Below are 15,349 nucleotides of genomic sequence, written 5' to 3'. Positions count from 1 at the left end.
TTTATTCAACTCCTACATGAAATATACCTATAAGTAATTCGACTTGCTTTTTGAATAAAGATATTCCATTTTCTGTTACATTGCTTTTTTGATATTTATTCATCAGCCCATTTAATCTTTTCACTTCGGTTTCCCACAGCAAACCATGATGCCGCAAAACATCCGTACATATTCTATTTTTATTTTCTTCGACTGCTAGCTTTATTGATTGCACTAATGTTTCACCCACAAGTCTCGTAAAGTCGTCTATTTTTTCTTGAATTTTTTTTCGTTCACTCTGCAAAAATTCCTGATGTGCTTGTTTTTGCATTTTTTCTTGTAATGCAAGATACTCTTTTTTGTATGTTTCGACATGCTCTATTCGATATAAATATTCACGAATCAAATCTGCCTTGTTTATTTTCTGTTCGGTCAGCTCAATTTTGCTTTGCAATTCTTCGATGTCGTAGTTAAAATTTCGTATTTTTTCTTTTTTAACAAATTCAAGCTCTGCCTTTTTTCTCTCCCATACGCTCTTTTTTGATGAATCTTTTTCATACGCTGTATAAGTTTCCATCCCGCCAGCCCATGAAAATGGATTATACCAGTGAGTTTCTTTCTCACGATACCTAGTAACAGGTTTTTCTTCTATTGCTGGGCATATGCTCAGCTGTTTAATGGCTATATCAGTCATGGCTATTGCTCGATTTTTTTCCGTTTCCTTACAGGGAATTGCATCCCGCCATTTTGCAACATCACGCTTCAATTGATTTCTTTCGGCTTTTTCTTTATCTAATTTATCACCAAGTTCATTGATTTGTGCGTCATACTCATCAACTTTTTTTCTTATTGTCATTACATCTTGCGGTTCCTCCATCTTTTGAAAAGCAATATCGCCATTATTTTGTATCTGCACTTTAGAAACAAATGCGTCTGCTTTACAGATAGAATTCTGATAAACCGACTCCAACAAATTTAAGACTTGATATTGATATTGAACCGTCATTTGTTGTTTAGCAGAGTTCGTATTTCGAACAAACGCCTCTATGTCTTCATCATTTTCAATCTGAAGTTCATTTATTTCTCGTTTTTTTTCCATTTCAAAATCTTTTATATTCTTTCTTACTTTGTCGCTTAACGCATTCTGAAGAGAACTACATTCTCTTTGAATATACTCCTGCAAATTTTGCTGATATGTCATAAAGCGACTATTGCGTTGAACCAACTGATCTTGTATTGCATTTTTATTATTTTCTGAATTAACGATACTGCGTTGCATTTGATAATAATTTATATCATCCTGCATTTCTTTTAATATTAATAGTACCTTACTCTGAACCGCCTGCTGCAAAAAGGTCGCAAAGTTTTCCCCTGCCAAATTCCATAAATATGTTTCTAAGTTTTGCATATGAGAGTCTATAATTAATTTTTCACGTTGTTCATCCGTGACCTCTGTTATATCATCTTTATATAATTTTTTTATACTTTTATCTCTGGCAACTAATGCATACAACGCGGATATCGCAAAACATGCTTTATCAGAAATACATTCATTCGTTCCATACTGTGATAACTGTTTTTTAAACTCACACAGTTTATTTTCAGCAGTTTCACCTTCATCAATATTTAAATGATCAATGAAGTTCAAAACAAAAATGAAATGGCTCTGGTATACCATCAAAAGCTTCAAAACATCCAATTCCGTTGCTGAAACTCCACGAATATTAAACAAATAAATACTAGCATGTGCTCTTGATATTTCCTCAATCGTAATTTTCCTATGCCCTTCGGCCATTCCATTTAAACCGGGTGTATCAACAATAGTAATATTTCGATTGTCAGGAAATACTTTGCAAAATACGTGTACAGCTTGTATATCTTGTGCTACATTAAGTATCTTTGATTCTGTCGTTAAATAATCTTTTAAAATAGATTGGTTGTCTGCAAAATCCAGAGTAATTGCTTCCTTTTTTTCATCGTAAAAATCAACTCGCATCGAATTGCAGCGAGAATCATCCGGCATAACATTATGAATATATGTAATCGTTGCTGTTGTTTCCGTAACTGCATGCGGAAACAAGTCCTTTCCAATCAGGGCATTCAAAAATGTAGATTTTCCTGAACTAAACTCACCAACAACTGCAATGCGCAGTTCTTGCTCATACATGCTCCTCTCCATTTCACTAAGCAGTAGACCATACTTTTCTTTCATATCTTCTGTTATATAGGGTAGCAATTTTATTTTGTCTATAATATGCAACAGATCTGTTTTATTCATTACCATATCATCACCTCACAAGCTTATAGTTGGTAAACTATTTAAATAATATTCGACACGCTTCTACGCAAGCCTTTTTTTACCAATATTGTCATTTCCAACATTCTGTTCTAGTTATATTCTTAGGCAAAACAGCTCATTTTAAGATATATTTTCCCTAGTAAATAATTTGTCACCTTTGCGTTTCTCATCCTAAATATTTCCAAACAGCCTGTAAAAATGATTAGGATCGTTCCTTTTCTAAAATAATGGATATTGATGCCTCGATGCTATAAATATTTTCTGCAATACCGATGGTCATTTTTAATTTTTTTGAATTCTCAGCAGGACATCTTTTTTTTTAATAGAAATTCATTTTTATAGATATTTATCTTGCTCTTAATAAGGAGGATGACATAATAATGAGCACAACGCTTTTTCGCAACAATGACTCACCTATGAGCTATTTAAAAAATACACAATATAACGTTTTTGATAATTCATCTGTTAGCGAAGCTATCGGCAATGACTGGCTTTATAAATGGACTCCAAAAACCCCTGTTTTTATTTCTGCACAAACTGGCTCGGGGAAAAATTATTTTATTGAAAACACCCTGGTTCCTGCTATTTTAGAGCACAATCAAAATACTTCTTTCCTGCCAGAAAAAATTTTAATACTCAGTAACAGAATTGCATTGGGTCGGCAAACAAAACAACGTCTTGCAGAAAAAATTGATTTCCTAACTGACAGACACGACAAAAAATATGTACCAGAATTAGAAAATTATAGTGATAAGGGCTTCGATAACTATTTTGATTTTGGAAATATAAAAATTTGTTCATATCAAAGTTTGTTAGGAAATCAAGATTTATTAAACGACAAATATGCTTTTGTCATTATAGATGAATGTCATTTTTTCTTTTCAGATGCAAAATTTAACCATATAACCGAGCATATTCTCCAAACCATTACTACAAGATTTAAAAATTCTATTCGAATATATATGTCAGCAACACTAGATGATGTTATTCCTTGCATTATCAAAAAAGAATGTTTACCGAACATTGCTTCCATCACAGACAACTCTCAAATCCCATTATTTGCCAACGATGCTGATTTCACACTCGATAATCCTAATACGCCTCTTGCACTTTACGTCAAACAAGTGTCTCTCCCTTTTCTATTTAGTAAGTTCTGTGAAAAACATATTGCCAATAATAAAGATATCTATTATTCTTTTCCATTTCCATTTTCATTGCCACAAATTAGCTTTCGAGTAGGAATACCTACTCCCAACTTTTACTTTAATCTGGATTTAGATTCAGATTCACCAAATACATTTGTTTCCTACAGTCACAACAATAAAACCATACCACTAACGCCTCTTTATAATAAAAAAAATGCTGTTATCTATGATATAACTCGCAACTACGATTACATTCAGCCAAAATATTTTTCTTTTTCCTCCTCATCAAAGAAAAACAATGAAAATAACAAAGACAATGCTTTACATCAATATTGTCCAATTTTAGGAATAATTAAAACTACGCTTATTGAAAAGCCAAAAGAAAAATGGATAGTATTTGTCCCCTCTAAAAAGGCTGGTGAATTCCTAAAAAACGAACTTAACAAAGAGGCTGAAAATACGGCTACTTTTATAAGCATGGAATCTAAATACTCATCCAATAACCATCAAGATGCTATCGACGCTGATAATTATACACAAATCGTCAAAACTGAAACCTTTCCAGCTAAGGTCTTAATCTCCACTTCAGTTATAGAAAATGGTGTCAATATTTCTGATACAGCTGTCAAACACATCGTTATTTTCCTTTTTGATCGCACTCAATTCTTGCAAATGTTAGGAAGGCTGCGGATTGACAAGACTAATCGTATACAAGTAAATTTATATATTCCCGCATATAGTTCTACGTATCTAAAAAAAATTTTTTCCACTAAAAGGAGGATTTTGAACGATCTTACCGATTTTGACACCATGGATCCTAGAGAACGGCGGAATTTCCATGATCGTTTAATACAGCAGGATAGTCACATTAAAAACATCTTTGGATTAAAGAAAAATGAAAAGTTAATGTACAATCACCTTGCAAAAATAAATTTATTAAATGAATCTAAATTTTTAGAAAAGATAATATCGAAACAGCCTGGCACAGAACCTTCTTTAATTTCAGATGAAAATATCCATATTCCTGAAAGCTGGAACAATCTCAAGCCAAAAGAACTAGCTCAACAACTTAGTGATCTGGAAAAAAGCAGAAATGGTAATCTCTCCGAAGATAATCCACATCTATCCTTTACTGATTATTCTTATTTGAAAAAATACGAATTTTTTTCAAATGAAATTGACAAAATTGAAACTATATTAACTACTAATCCACCACTTAAGGACCTAGAGGATTTACAAGAGAAGAAAACCATATTAATCTCTGAACAAGAAAAATATCGGTCTATTTTTAATCATAAAAGCCAAAAATATGATGCTACAATTGATGTTACTATTATAGAGCAACTTGTCTGGATTGAACAAATAGCGTCGTTCAATATGAAAAATTATTGTAGTTCGCCAATACAAAAACAGCAAGTACAACAGACTAAAGATTCCATCGAAGAACTGATTCATTTTCTTGACGAAAATGCACAACCAGAATCCAAATTCAAATTGCAAGTAGACAAAAAAAAAATTTATCTGGATTACGGGATGGATTCAATCAAACAAAATACATTCAAAAACAAGTTTGAGTCTCTATATAAAAATGCGTATGGAAAGCGACCGGAAGATAAAACAAAGTCTGCTCCATATTCTTTAAACAAAATAAATAAATGTCTCACTGACAAAAGTCCTGATTATCATATCGAAAAAAGCTCGTTCGCGGTTATCACACAAAAAAAATCAACCTATTGGTTATTGCTAAAAGAGTAGAGCTCTTATACAAAAACCAAACTGGCTAAGACTCTTGAGTCAATGAACCAAGTCTATAAAGCAAATATCCTTTTAGAGAATTATTATACATCAATTTAATAACTAAAATTCTAAAAACAAAACAGGTAACACAAATATCAACAAAACACAAAACGGCCATACACGTTATTATAGTTGCTTGCCGTTTTTTATCGCGCTTTTTATAGAATGCTCAATCCCCTTGCTACTATTGATTTCATAAAGCTAATAAAAATCCGCTAAGCAAAATAATTACACCTAAAAACGGCATTTATTTAAAAATGCCGTTTTTTGTCTTCTATTACTATAATCTATATTTAATAAAAACAGAACGAAGGTTACTTTCCACCGGATCTACATTCTTAAAAGCATCTATATTCTTATCCTTTCGAAATACCATTCTATTGCCGACCTAAGAAACCAAACCGTTCTTATTCATTTTAAATTCATAGCTCTTTATCTGAACCTTTATTCAAAAACACATCCATCTTTTGAGCCAGCTGTTTATCCACACTTTGTAACGCATGCGCATAGATATTCCCCGTCGTTCTTATATCGGAATGACCTAATCTGCTGCTTACATTTTTAAGGGAAGCCCCTTCACTTAACAACAAAGTGGCTGAAGTATGCCGTAATCCATGAAAAGGGATCTCTGGCAAACCGTTACGCTTCAAAAATTTATGGAACCAATGTGATACTGTCGATGGATTTAAAAGTGATCCATTCCATGTGGTAAATACCCAATCGCCTTGCATCCATTGATTCCCCAATTGAGCTTTTTCTTGATCCTGCCATGCTTTATACTGTATAAACATTTCCATTATAGTATTGGGCAATGTTACGCAACGAATTGAACTTTCATTCTTTGGTTCCTTTGTAAATACGCCATGTCCAGCTAACGACTGACAACTTCTGTTAACCTGCAAAACATTTCTATAAAAATCTATATCTGTCCACATGAGACCTAACAATTCACCCAACCTCAATCCTGTTGTCACCGCTAATGAAATCATAATTCTGTACTTTATTTCTTCATTAGAGAGCATATTCAACATATTCAGCGCTTCATTTTCTGTAAAAGCACTTGTATGAGGTCTTTTTATAACTGGTGGATCAACTCTATCGCAAGGATTGGATGGAATCACCTGCCATTTCACAGCTGTATTTAACATAGATGACAGTACTCGATAACAATAGGCCGCAGCTTGCCCCGTAACAGGTTCAGATTTACCATCAAGCCTTTTCTCCGGCGTTAGTAAACTATTAATAAAAGGTACAATATGATATGGTTTCAAATCAACCATATCAATGTGTCCCATTGCTGGTATTATTCTTCTTTCTAGATATCTTTTATAATTACGCAATGTCATAGGTGCAAGCTTCACCTGGCAATAATCCCTAAACCATTGTTCAGCAAATTCTGCAAGTTTTAGTTTGCCTGTTTTAATAATAGCCCCACTTCTGACTTCGGCTTCAAACTGACTATACTGTTTTCTTGCATCTCTATCACTAGTAGCTTGGATCGTCTTCCGAATCATAATCTGTTTCCCTTGAAAATCATACCCATTTGTAACCGTCAATTCATATGAATTTTCTCCACGTTTTCTCATTTTTGATGGCATAATATTTACCTCTTTTCTATATTTCCGTATAAAATTTTCATATAAAAAATGCAGCCACATTTTTGTGACTGCATTTTCCTATCCATGAATTTTATTTTAAGCGGATATGTGCTTTTCCATATTTTTCTTTTCTTCTTCGCTCATCCACTCTATGACACTGGACATTCTATAAAAAATCCTTCCAGCTGTCCTAAAGTACGGAAGCCCAGCTTGCAATCTCAAGGATCTAACAGTCCAAGATGATAATTGTAATTCCGCTGCTAATTGCTTTTCCGACAAAATTTTAGTATCCATAATTTTCTGCTCCTTTCAAGCCGTCTTAAAATCTGCTAAAGTATATTTTCTAATCGTCGATAAATCATACGATTGTAAAATCTCACTGATTCTATCCTTCATTGCATAAAGCTCTGGTTTCCATAAATCGATTCTAGCTCCAGACTTAATATCTATCGTATTCATAAGGAAATGAAAATGCACATTATCCGTTCCTGTATGCATAGCCAATAAAACTTGATGTGATCCAACGATATTATTGTATGCTAAGAAATATCCAATTTTTTTGCCAACTTCCATTATTGTAGAAAAATTAATTTTATCTTCATTATCAAAACTTAGAACAAAGTGCAAAAACGCATTCCCCTGCATTTTACCAAACACTTTTTTTGCGAAAATCATTTCTTTATACGCCATAAAAGGATTAACATTAACACCATAAATATAATCTAATTGAGTTGCCGAATGATTCATAATATAAATTATTTTATCGTATAAAATTTCTGGCGTATTATTCTCATTAGAGATAACTTTAAATACTGACACAATCATCAACCCCTTTACTGGCTTTTTCTTTTTCTTGTTGCCAAATTTTGCGTAAACTTTCTAATTCCATTTCTTTTCTGTGCAATTCTTGTTCAATAGAATACCCACACTTTTGAGGATCATTTTTCAATTCAAGAATTTCTTTTTTTACAAAATTGATCTGTTCATCAATTTTCAATGTAGCCTGATTGACTTCATCACGAAAAGTTGTGACTTGCCCAAGAATCGCTTTGCCTTCTGGCATATAATTAACAGCACCATGTTGAATTAATTCTCGAACAATTTCGCTGGCTGTTAATCCAGTCATTTTTTGTTTGTCTTGTAACATCAAAAATGACTTCTCATCCAGCCTTACATTAATTTGTTTTTCTTTTCCTACGCTTTGCTTTTTCATTACGAATCATCTCCAAAATAATAAAATGTAATTGATTATCTCAATTACATTTTTGTTCGTATGAAAATATTTTTTTAAATATCGCTGCTATACAAATGCTATCTTGTTATGTATATTTCTATACATAACTTTCTAAACTTGTTTTTGCCACCCTTTTTTACCTATACCTTATCTTCTATTTATATAGTATTATATTACAGATATTCTTCGTTATCATATTGTACATATATCATTAATATGTTATTAAGGTTAAATATCATTATCTATCTTTTATTTACATTAGTTTTCTATTAATATTTCAACTTTCGCAATATAACACAATAACATTTGGATACGAAAAAATATACCTTCTCCAAGTTTTTCAAGTAAACTATAAAAGCTTAAAAAATTTTACTTTGGTATATTATCTCATTCCAGCTAGCGTGTTGCTAGCCACTGACTTATGAGATGTTTAGGATTAAGCGGAATCAAATCGAGTGAAAAAGATATAAGAGTAGACGAAGCCTACTCTTATATCTTATCCCTATTACTATTATGTTATATACGTTTTAAAATAAAACAAGCAAAAATAACCGTGTTTAATCTAAAATACAGTTCATCAACTGCCCCCATATTATTCGGTATTCACCTTACTTAGCTAGCTAATTGTTTATGTTTTCTCTGCCGTTTAATTGCCTTTATAATTTCCGCCAACTGCTGTTGCGTCACCGGAAGAATCATTTAAAAATTCACCATGCAGATATGCATAGCACAGGTTAACCGCTGTAAATGAACTTTCTTCATAGCCATATGGTGTTCTATTTAAATCAAGATACATCCACGTTTGTTTATTTTCTGCCCATATCCAAGCCTGTCGTGTGCTTTTATTGACTAAAAAGTGCATCGTCTTGCCGCTTTCAGTGACCATATCTGCATCTTCCTCACAAAATGCGGTAAGAACAGTAAATTCCAAATTCTTATTATCTTCCTTCATAATGTGAATTGACGCTAAATCCACATAAACTTCTACGCCCTGATGTGCATAAATAGGACGATAATTTGAATTGTACGCGGGTGCCCCTTTAAAGTAAGCCTGACACGGAACAATAGCCATACTGATACTTAACCCTAAAAAACCTGCCACCAAAAGCCTCGCAATATGCAAATGCTTGCCTATATTCCTCATTGATAGAACCTCCCAAATTTATAATTTCATTTTTTAATTACTATGTATTCCTAAATCTTCATACCCAAACCAATTGGAACGAGTATCCCAGAACAATCTGTATTCCTGTGTTGGATTGTCTTTTCCCATATCATGAAACGACAAAATTATATCACCATGTTTTTCTTGAATCCATGGATCCCCTTGTACTGAATTATAAAAATCAGCACTAGATGCATAAACCTGCCATTTATCTTTCGTAGCATCATAGCCCATCAGCCAATGATCCTTGTTAGAGTTAATCGCATAAACGAAACGATCATCGCTGGCATTTTTTAATTGATAAATCCTATATGACCAGTTATGAGGCATTTCCTTTTGATAAATAACCGTTTGATCTTTATAAACAAGCATTTCATCTGTTGTAGTAGCCACTTTGTGGATACGAATCGTTATTTTACGCATGTCTTCATTATATAGAATACTCTTATCTACCTCATTTACTTTATAAAGCGACAAAAATGTGTCCGCTACGGTTTGAAAAGAAGCAGCAAAAACCACATTGGAAAACAAAACCATAATAAACCCGATGAGGCATAATATCTTGTATTTTTTTAACATCATATTTCAGTCCTCGCAAATTTTATAAATATTTATATGCTACCAATACAAAATAAACATCTATTTTTTTCGTTACTTACATGCATTCCCCTCACAATCAGTCAGGTAAGTCAACTTTATTTGAGTGAACATTTTCATGTAATGCTACCATTTCTGTCAAAAACAAATTGGCTATATCCACATTTTTCTGTTCTTTTAGAGGTTCCTGATAATGTGACGGCTTCGCACTCCATCCACTATACAGCATACCCGGTATTACGTTCCCATTTCCATCAAATTTGTATAGTGCATACATTGGAATCGTATGATTAACGCCATTCCAAGCCCCATCCTTTAGGTCCAGATCTTGAACAGCATTTAAAATTATCATATCAAATATAAGTGGTGGTGCATTCTTTTGTTTTTTATTTTCAAGGAAATTATATGTTTTCCACGAAAATGGTACTTCAGCAATTTGCTGATTTACATTATCACAAAGAATATACTTATATTGCTTATCGTTTTTTACCAACGATAAAAAACCATCCGAACTATGTTCTAAAGAAGTCGCTAAGACAGTACCTTGTACACCTTTATCATTCAGCAATTTTTGTGCTTTTTGAATTACTCCTATTTTTTGCTCTGATGGGTTAGTGCCTAAATTTTTCTTATAATATTCATCGTATACTTTTGAAATCAATGCTGCCGAAATTAATTTATTCTGCTCTATTTCATTGAAAGATAATGCTCCTACCGTAAAACTATTTCCATCCCCCAGAATAAATTGTTGCCTTACATTGATTTCTTTTTCTTGATACATGCAGTTACCACTGAATTCCACAACTTTTTTGCCATCCTTGCTTTCAAAATATTTCCATTGTGGATTACTGAAAAATGCATTATAGGCATCACTGATCTTTACGTCAGGATGTTCATTCAAATGCCCATCTCGCACAACGTTGGTTCTCTGGTCAAGACTGGTCAAAGCGTTGGCCTTATCATCGCCACCACAGCCTGTAATTAAAAATACCATAAGAAATAAAATACCTACCGCCAAAATTCTTTTTTTCATCTCACCTTTATCCCCTATTCTTTATCTGTTTTCGATTGAACCTAAAATGGGCACCAGTCACTGCTGATGCCCTCCAATTATCAAACTACACGTTCCCGTGTATATCTGTCTGTCGTAAAGAAAAATACTTCTATTTTGTATCTATCAAAAAACTTCTTAGATTTCCTGGTTTAACGGATCAGCTCCATATGTATTATCGCCCTTCGTACCTGCTGCAAACAACACATATAGTCCCACTATAATTCCTACGATCGGTATATAAAACAATAAGATGAACCAACCAGATTTATTTAAATCATGACATCTCCGTATCTGTAACATCACACTAGAAATCAGAAAAGGAACCACGGTTACAATAAATACAAAAATCGCTGCCACCGTATCAAGCACACTTGCTAAAAGAGAAAATATAAGACCAAAAACCGTAAGAACTATAACCCGTAGAAAATAAACCTTCCGATTTAACCTTCCTTTCGATGTAAAAAACTTGCTTTTTATTCCTTCCTGATTGGAAATGGCGGGCAACCTTTTTTCATTTACAGCTAGCTGTTTCATTTCAACTTCATTCTCTTCTAAATACCTATTAACTTCTACCTTCGCATCGCATTTTGAGCAAAGTCCATTTTCCTCCATAAGTTGTGTGCCACAAGTAGAACAATAATTTTTTTGCATGATTTGTACTCCTCTCAATTTTGAATTAAATTTATTTTGTATAACAAATTCCGCTATAAATTCACTGCATATTTTGTCAAATGTGCAACCGCATATAACTGTTTTTATTCCCATTAAAACTATACCGTCTTTATAATATTTGATTAAAATTGAACATATCCATTTTGCCCGGGCATAGCCATACTGATTTGTGGATTAATTCCTTGTAATGTGCCAACTAACTCACTTAGTTCATTAGATGATGCCGTTATATTTAGCTGAACTTTTTCCGTTGTTGTAGAAATCCATACCTTTTTATGATAAAGACCAAAAAGTGCAGCAAAGCATAACATGAAGCTTAGTTTTCCAAAAGCAAAAAATCCAACCAAACCTAAAAGGATCATAACAATAGTTCCTTTTTTTATTTTCTTTTGCACTGTAATTTCTTTCATATCGGAAATTAAAATATCTCGCTCGGTTTTTGCGTATTTGCGAAAGAACAATATACGCTCATATTGTGAAATATGTATAATTGCTTGTTCTAAATCTACCGTAATCTCCGCTGCCTTAATACCATAGCTAGCACCAAAACCTAATGATTGTTTTTGCGTAATAAATTCAAACTTTTTCATACTATTTTCCTTCTTTCGTTTTCACGTTATTTATCTTAAATCGCCTGTTGCTTTATCCCGCATTTTTACTACCACTGCCTTTTCCTAAATGGATCATATTTACATATGTCTTAAGTATCAAACAGATTTCCCTACACCAAAAATTCGCATTATCATTGCAACTGGAATCGTAATCCAACCTAACAGACAAGCCAGAATAATTTTTTCTGTAATAAAATTGCTCATACTAAATACATAAGCTGTTTGAATATGTAAAAGGTTATGCTTTAAAAATGAATTTGCCATAGCTCCGAAAAATACATATACTCCAAATAAAATAAGTTCCATTTTCATGTACTCCTTCTTACTAAAACAAGGCAATACTACATTTTGTAAAACTGCCTTTGCGTAAAATACGACATTCTTGCTATAAATTCCATATAAATCTATAGCAAGTTAAATTTATTTCCTTTTTCTAAGGATCAAACTCCAGTGTCTATGTTCTTATTGAAGCAGTGTTAAAATGCTGCTTCGTTGTTGATTCGCCTGTGCGAGCATCGTTTGTGATGCCTGTGATAAAACTTGGTATTTGGTATACGACACCATTTCTTTTGCCATATCGGCATCACGAATGGTGCTTTCAGAATTGGTTACATTTTCATATTCCGTTGTATTGTTGGCTTCGGTATAGTCTAGCCGATCGATATAAGCACCAATGCGTGTACTTTCATGCAGTGCATAGTCGAGCGAACTATCCAGACGTTTCATGGCAATTTTAGCTTTTTGATCCGTCGTCACGCTTAAAACATCAACACCTAATGAATCACAATCCAGTTGATTCATATAGGTAGACATTTGACCATCTGCACGGACTCCTGTTTGAAGTTTTAATGGATTCAAGATTGTAGTGTCCATCATTTTACTGTTAAAGAGAACGGAACTATCAAAAACGGATGTTCTTCCGAGAAATCCAGTACCCGCTTCATTTTGTCCAAAGTCCCCCTTAAAGACAAGCGTATCAACTTTACCACTGCATCCGCTAAGGGTAATATTGCTAAATTTAGACGTACCGACACCACAACCAATGGCAGCACTGGCTCCATTGGTGGCAACTTCATCGATTTTCACATTCAGCAAGTTAATGGTATCAACCCCACCACCGCTGCCTGCTCCAATAGCAGCTCCACTTGAATACGATCCTGCATTTAGCGTACCGCCAACTATGGTAAGACGTTTTGCTGTTTGATTGCTGTTCGTTCCAATCGCCGCACCAAAACCAAGCCCCAGATTTTTTACGGTCAGACTGCCATGATTGGTAATTTCAAGTTCCTGTCCAATATTTAATGATGCATTATTACTTAAAGCATTATATTGAAATCCACAGGTTCCTGAAATTGTTAACGAATTGCCGATACCAGTAAATTTTAAAATGTTGTTTTTATGGCTACTGTCATTGGTAATAAAGACATTGCTGAGGGATAAATTCATCCCTTCTTGTTCGCATTCGATATTTATATTAGCTAGGTTTGAACTCGTCGACCCTTTAAGTTGAACATTGGTGGCATCAATTTTTATAGTTCCCGTAAAACCAGCATCAACTTCATAAATACCATCTTGCGAAATGGTATATTCTCCCGCATTCGCTGCACCGATACTGCCTTTGATGATTTTAGGTGCAACAACAGCGTCAACGGCTCGCAAATCTTGATTTCGATAGGTTCCGTCGAGTAATAATTTTGAATTAAAGGTCGTTGTTTCCGCAGTGGTATCAATGGAATCCTGACAGCTTTTAAATTCTTTTTCCATCGCCAAGCGGTCACTATCTGTATAGATTCCGTTGCTAGATCGCAAAGCGAGTTCTTTCATGGTCTTTAAATTCTCAACAACCGTTTGAATACCACCTGAGGCTACCTTCAATAAGGAACTTCCATTTTGCGTATTCCTTGTGGCTTGTTCTAAACTGCGTAATTGCACACGCATCCGTTCTGAGATTTGATACCCAGACGCATCATCGGATGCATCCTGAATTTTCATACCACTTGCAACGTTTTTCATGAATTTATCGCGTTTTTTCTTATTAAATCCAACCTGATTTAATAATTCAAGAGGCATGGCAGATGCTATTTTTGGCAAAGCTGCACCTTCTTTTCTTCTGCATTAAATAGTTATATTGATCATAACAAACACCATATTCACCGACTAAGATCATCCGCGACTATAGCTTCTTCATCAAATTTGAATAATAGATATAATTCCATGTCCAACCCTTGCGCTATGGCTATTAGCACCGATAAAGATACACTCTTGGGATAGCTTCCACACTCAATCTTACTGAGATAACTTGTACTAATATTAATTTTCCTTGCTAAATCACCTTGAGTTAAATTTTTCATCCGACGATAATAAGCTATTTTTCTGCCAATTTGTTTATATTTAAAAGCAAGCATACAATTCATCTCCATTTGCCTATTACCTATTATTTCACAGATGCCATAATGCGTGTTGTCAAAAAAGGTATGATTATTAACATAAATAGTGCCAATATTAGCAAAATATCTTTTAACATTCAAAAGTAGTTACATTTTTACCTTGCAAATACAGTTTTGATAAACCTTTAATGCTTTTACGATTGATTTTTTTTGCAAAATCCCCAATCGTAAAATTATTTTTACATAGTCCAGTGGGCGTAGTTACTTTCCTATAAAAAATCAGTTGTTCAAATAATGCAGCAATATCTGCTTCAGTAAAATAAGCACTGAAAATTTGTGAATTAATTTTGGCATTCACATACACTATGCCACGTAAATACTGTTTTTCCGCTTTGTCATAGCAAATACCATACGACAGTGCTAGTTTAAATGAATCATTATCTGAACTTTTGCTATTAAAAGCAACTCTCTCTTTGTCCTTCACAACCAAAATTTTTTCTTCGTCTATACGGATGAAGATTGAATCTATAGAGCTGACATGCCTTTGATATTCAACTAATATTTGCCGACATGATAATGATAGATTCACATAGTCAAGTTCACAGAATTCATGATCGTAAAAGTAAAACATTTGACCTTGATGAAATAAAAAGGCTTTTTTCTTACCCTTTTCTTTCTTAAATAAGCGCAATGCCTGTTCAATATTGTATGAGCACTTCATCGTTCCACCGCCCTTCAAAGCTCATTTCATTGATTACAGAATAACAATATTGGCATTACGAAAAAACCCGTTTCATTTCCGAATTCTATC

At 33.7% G+C, this 15,349-nt stretch carries 15 protein-coding genes; 1 reads left to right on the top strand and 14 read right to left on the bottom strand.

The window, feature by feature from the left end:
- Window position 1: 1 nt before the first annotated feature.
- Window positions 2–2,257 carry a dynamin family protein gene (locus BMY14_RS10690; protein WP_177177554.1) on the bottom strand — a complete coding sequence of 752 codons (2,256 nt, stop codon included), beginning with the start codon at window positions 2,255–2,257 and terminating at the stop codon, window positions 2–4.
- A gap of 401 nt (window positions 2,258–2,658) precedes the next feature.
- On the opposite strand from BMY14_RS10690, the gene BMY14_RS10685 reads away from it, so the two are divergent.
- The gene (locus tag BMY14_RS10685; protein WP_091831607.1) at window positions 2,659–5,178 is read left to right on the top strand and encodes a DEAD/DEAH box helicase family protein; all 2,520 of its coding nucleotides are present in this window, start codon (window positions 2,659–2,661) and stop codon (window positions 5,176–5,178) included.
- A gap of 464 nt (window positions 5,179–5,642) precedes the next feature.
- Here BMY14_RS10685 and BMY14_RS10680 read toward each other — a convergent pair whose 3' ends face one another.
- The 13 genes from BMY14_RS10680 to BMY14_RS10620 form a co-directional block, all read right to left on the bottom strand.
- Window positions 5,643–6,818 carry a site-specific integrase gene (locus BMY14_RS10680; protein WP_177177553.1) on the bottom strand — a complete coding sequence of 392 codons (1,176 nt, stop codon included), beginning with the start codon at window positions 6,816–6,818 and terminating at the stop codon, window positions 5,643–5,645.
- Between the two features lie 96 nt (window positions 6,819–6,914).
- On the bottom strand, window positions 6,915–7,112 hold the full coding sequence (locus tag BMY14_RS10675; RefSeq protein ID WP_091831603.1) for a MerR family transcriptional regulator: 198 nt from the start codon (window positions 7,110–7,112) through the stop codon (window positions 6,915–6,917).
- A 15-nt stretch (window positions 7,113–7,127) separates the two neighbouring features.
- Window positions 7,128–7,637, bottom strand: a complete 510-nt coding sequence (locus BMY14_RS10670; protein ID WP_177177552.1) for a relaxase/mobilization nuclease domain-containing protein — start codon at window positions 7,635–7,637, stop codon at window positions 7,128–7,130.
- Window positions 7,624–8,031 (bottom strand): ribbon-helix-helix domain-containing protein, encoded by a 408-nt coding sequence (locus BMY14_RS10665; protein WP_091831600.1) that lies wholly within the window; start codon window positions 8,029–8,031, stop codon window positions 7,624–7,626. Before BMY14_RS10665 ends, BMY14_RS10670 begins: the two co-directional genes overlap by 14 nt.
- 667 nt (window positions 8,032–8,698) lie before the next feature.
- Window positions 8,699–9,196, bottom strand: coding sequence for a hypothetical protein (locus BMY14_RS10660; protein ID WP_091831598.1), 498 nt, complete (start codon window positions 9,194–9,196; stop codon window positions 8,699–8,701).
- Between the two features lie 33 nt (window positions 9,197–9,229).
- Window positions 9,230–9,799: a hypothetical protein gene (locus BMY14_RS10655; protein ID WP_091831596.1), complete on the bottom strand. Its 570-nt coding sequence runs from the start codon at window positions 9,797–9,799 to the stop codon at window positions 9,230–9,232.
- Window positions 9,800–9,893: 94 nt separating this feature from the next.
- A complete protein-coding gene (locus BMY14_RS10650) occupies window positions 9,894–10,847 on the bottom strand; it encodes a hypothetical protein (protein WP_091831594.1) in 954 nt (317 codons plus the stop codon).
- Window positions 10,848–11,003: 156 nt separating this feature from the next.
- Window positions 11,004–11,519 (bottom strand): DUF805 domain-containing protein, encoded by a 516-nt coding sequence (locus tag BMY14_RS10645; RefSeq protein WP_177177551.1) that lies wholly within the window; start codon window positions 11,517–11,519, stop codon window positions 11,004–11,006.
- A gap of 143 nt (window positions 11,520–11,662) precedes the next feature.
- On the bottom strand, window positions 11,663–12,130 hold the full coding sequence (locus BMY14_RS10640) for a hypothetical protein (RefSeq protein WP_091831590.1): 468 nt from the start codon (window positions 12,128–12,130) through the stop codon (window positions 11,663–11,665).
- A 117-nt stretch (window positions 12,131–12,247) separates the two neighbouring features.
- On the bottom strand, window positions 12,248–12,457 hold the full coding sequence (locus BMY14_RS10635; RefSeq protein WP_091831589.1) for a hypothetical protein: 210 nt from the start codon (window positions 12,455–12,457) through the stop codon (window positions 12,248–12,250).
- A gap of 156 nt (window positions 12,458–12,613) precedes the next feature.
- Entirely contained in the window at window positions 12,614–14,242 is a 1,629-nt protein-coding gene (locus tag BMY14_RS10630; protein WP_091831587.1) for a flagellin N-terminal helical domain-containing protein, read from the bottom strand.
- A gap of 59 nt (window positions 14,243–14,301) precedes the next feature.
- A complete protein-coding gene (locus BMY14_RS10625; protein WP_091831585.1) occupies window positions 14,302–14,556 on the bottom strand; it encodes a helix-turn-helix domain-containing protein in 255 nt (84 codons plus the stop codon).
- A 112-nt stretch (window positions 14,557–14,668) separates the two neighbouring features.
- On the bottom strand, window positions 14,669–15,277 hold the full coding sequence (locus tag BMY14_RS10620) for a hypothetical protein (RefSeq protein WP_143063161.1): 609 nt from the start codon (window positions 15,275–15,277) through the stop codon (window positions 14,669–14,671).
- Window positions 15,278–15,349 lie beyond the last annotated feature (72 nt).

This window comes from Propionispira arboris, assembly GCF_900109225.1.
Taxonomy (GTDB): domain Bacteria; phylum Bacillota; class Negativicutes; order Selenomonadales; family Selenomonadaceae; genus Propionispira; species Propionispira arboris.
The sequence above is the reverse complement of the archived record's forward strand: the minus strand, read 5'-3'. Positions and strand labels throughout refer to the sequence as shown.

What these genes read in the sequence shown, in the direction of transcription:
- BMY14_RS10690 (WP_177177554.1), bottom strand. Translation starts at nt 2,257, where the DNA reads ATGAATAAAACAGATCTGTTGCATATTATAGACAAAATAAAATTGCTA.
- BMY14_RS10685 (WP_091831607.1), top strand. Translation starts at nt 2,659, where the DNA reads ATGAGCACAACGCTTTTTCGCAACAATGACTCACCTATGAGCTATTTA.
- BMY14_RS10680 (WP_177177553.1), bottom strand. Translation starts at nt 6,818, where the DNA reads ATGCCATCAAAAATGAGAAAACGTGGAGAAAATTCATATGAATTGACG.
- BMY14_RS10675 (WP_091831603.1), bottom strand. Translation starts at nt 7,112, where the DNA reads ATGGATACTAAAATTTTGTCGGAAAAGCAATTAGCAGCGGAATTACAA.
- BMY14_RS10665 (WP_091831600.1), bottom strand. Translation starts at nt 8,031, where the DNA reads ATGAAAAAGCAAAGCGTAGGAAAAGAAAAACAAATTAATGTAAGGCTG.
- BMY14_RS10660 (WP_091831598.1), bottom strand. Translation starts at nt 9,196, where the DNA reads ATGAGGAATATAGGCAAGCATTTGCATATTGCGAGGCTTTTGGTGGCA.
- BMY14_RS10655 (WP_091831596.1), bottom strand. Translation starts at nt 9,799, where the DNA reads ATGATGTTAAAAAAATACAAGATATTATGCCTCATCGGGTTTATTATG.
- BMY14_RS10650 (WP_091831594.1), bottom strand. Translation starts at nt 10,847, where the DNA reads ATGAAAAAAAGAATTTTGGCGGTAGGTATTTTATTTCTTATGGTATTT.
- BMY14_RS10645 (WP_177177551.1), bottom strand. Translation starts at nt 11,519, where the DNA reads ATGCAAAAAAATTATTGTTCTACTTGTGGCACACAACTTATGGAGGAA.
- BMY14_RS10640 (WP_091831590.1), bottom strand. Translation starts at nt 12,130, where the DNA reads ATGAAAAAGTTTGAATTTATTACGCAAAAACAATCATTAGGTTTTGGT.
- BMY14_RS10635 (WP_091831589.1), bottom strand. Translation starts at nt 12,457, where the DNA reads ATGGAACTTATTTTATTTGGAGTATATGTATTTTTCGGAGCTATGGCA.
- BMY14_RS10625 (WP_091831585.1), bottom strand. Translation starts at nt 14,556, where the DNA reads ATGCTTGCTTTTAAATATAAACAAATTGGCAGAAAAATAGCTTATTAT.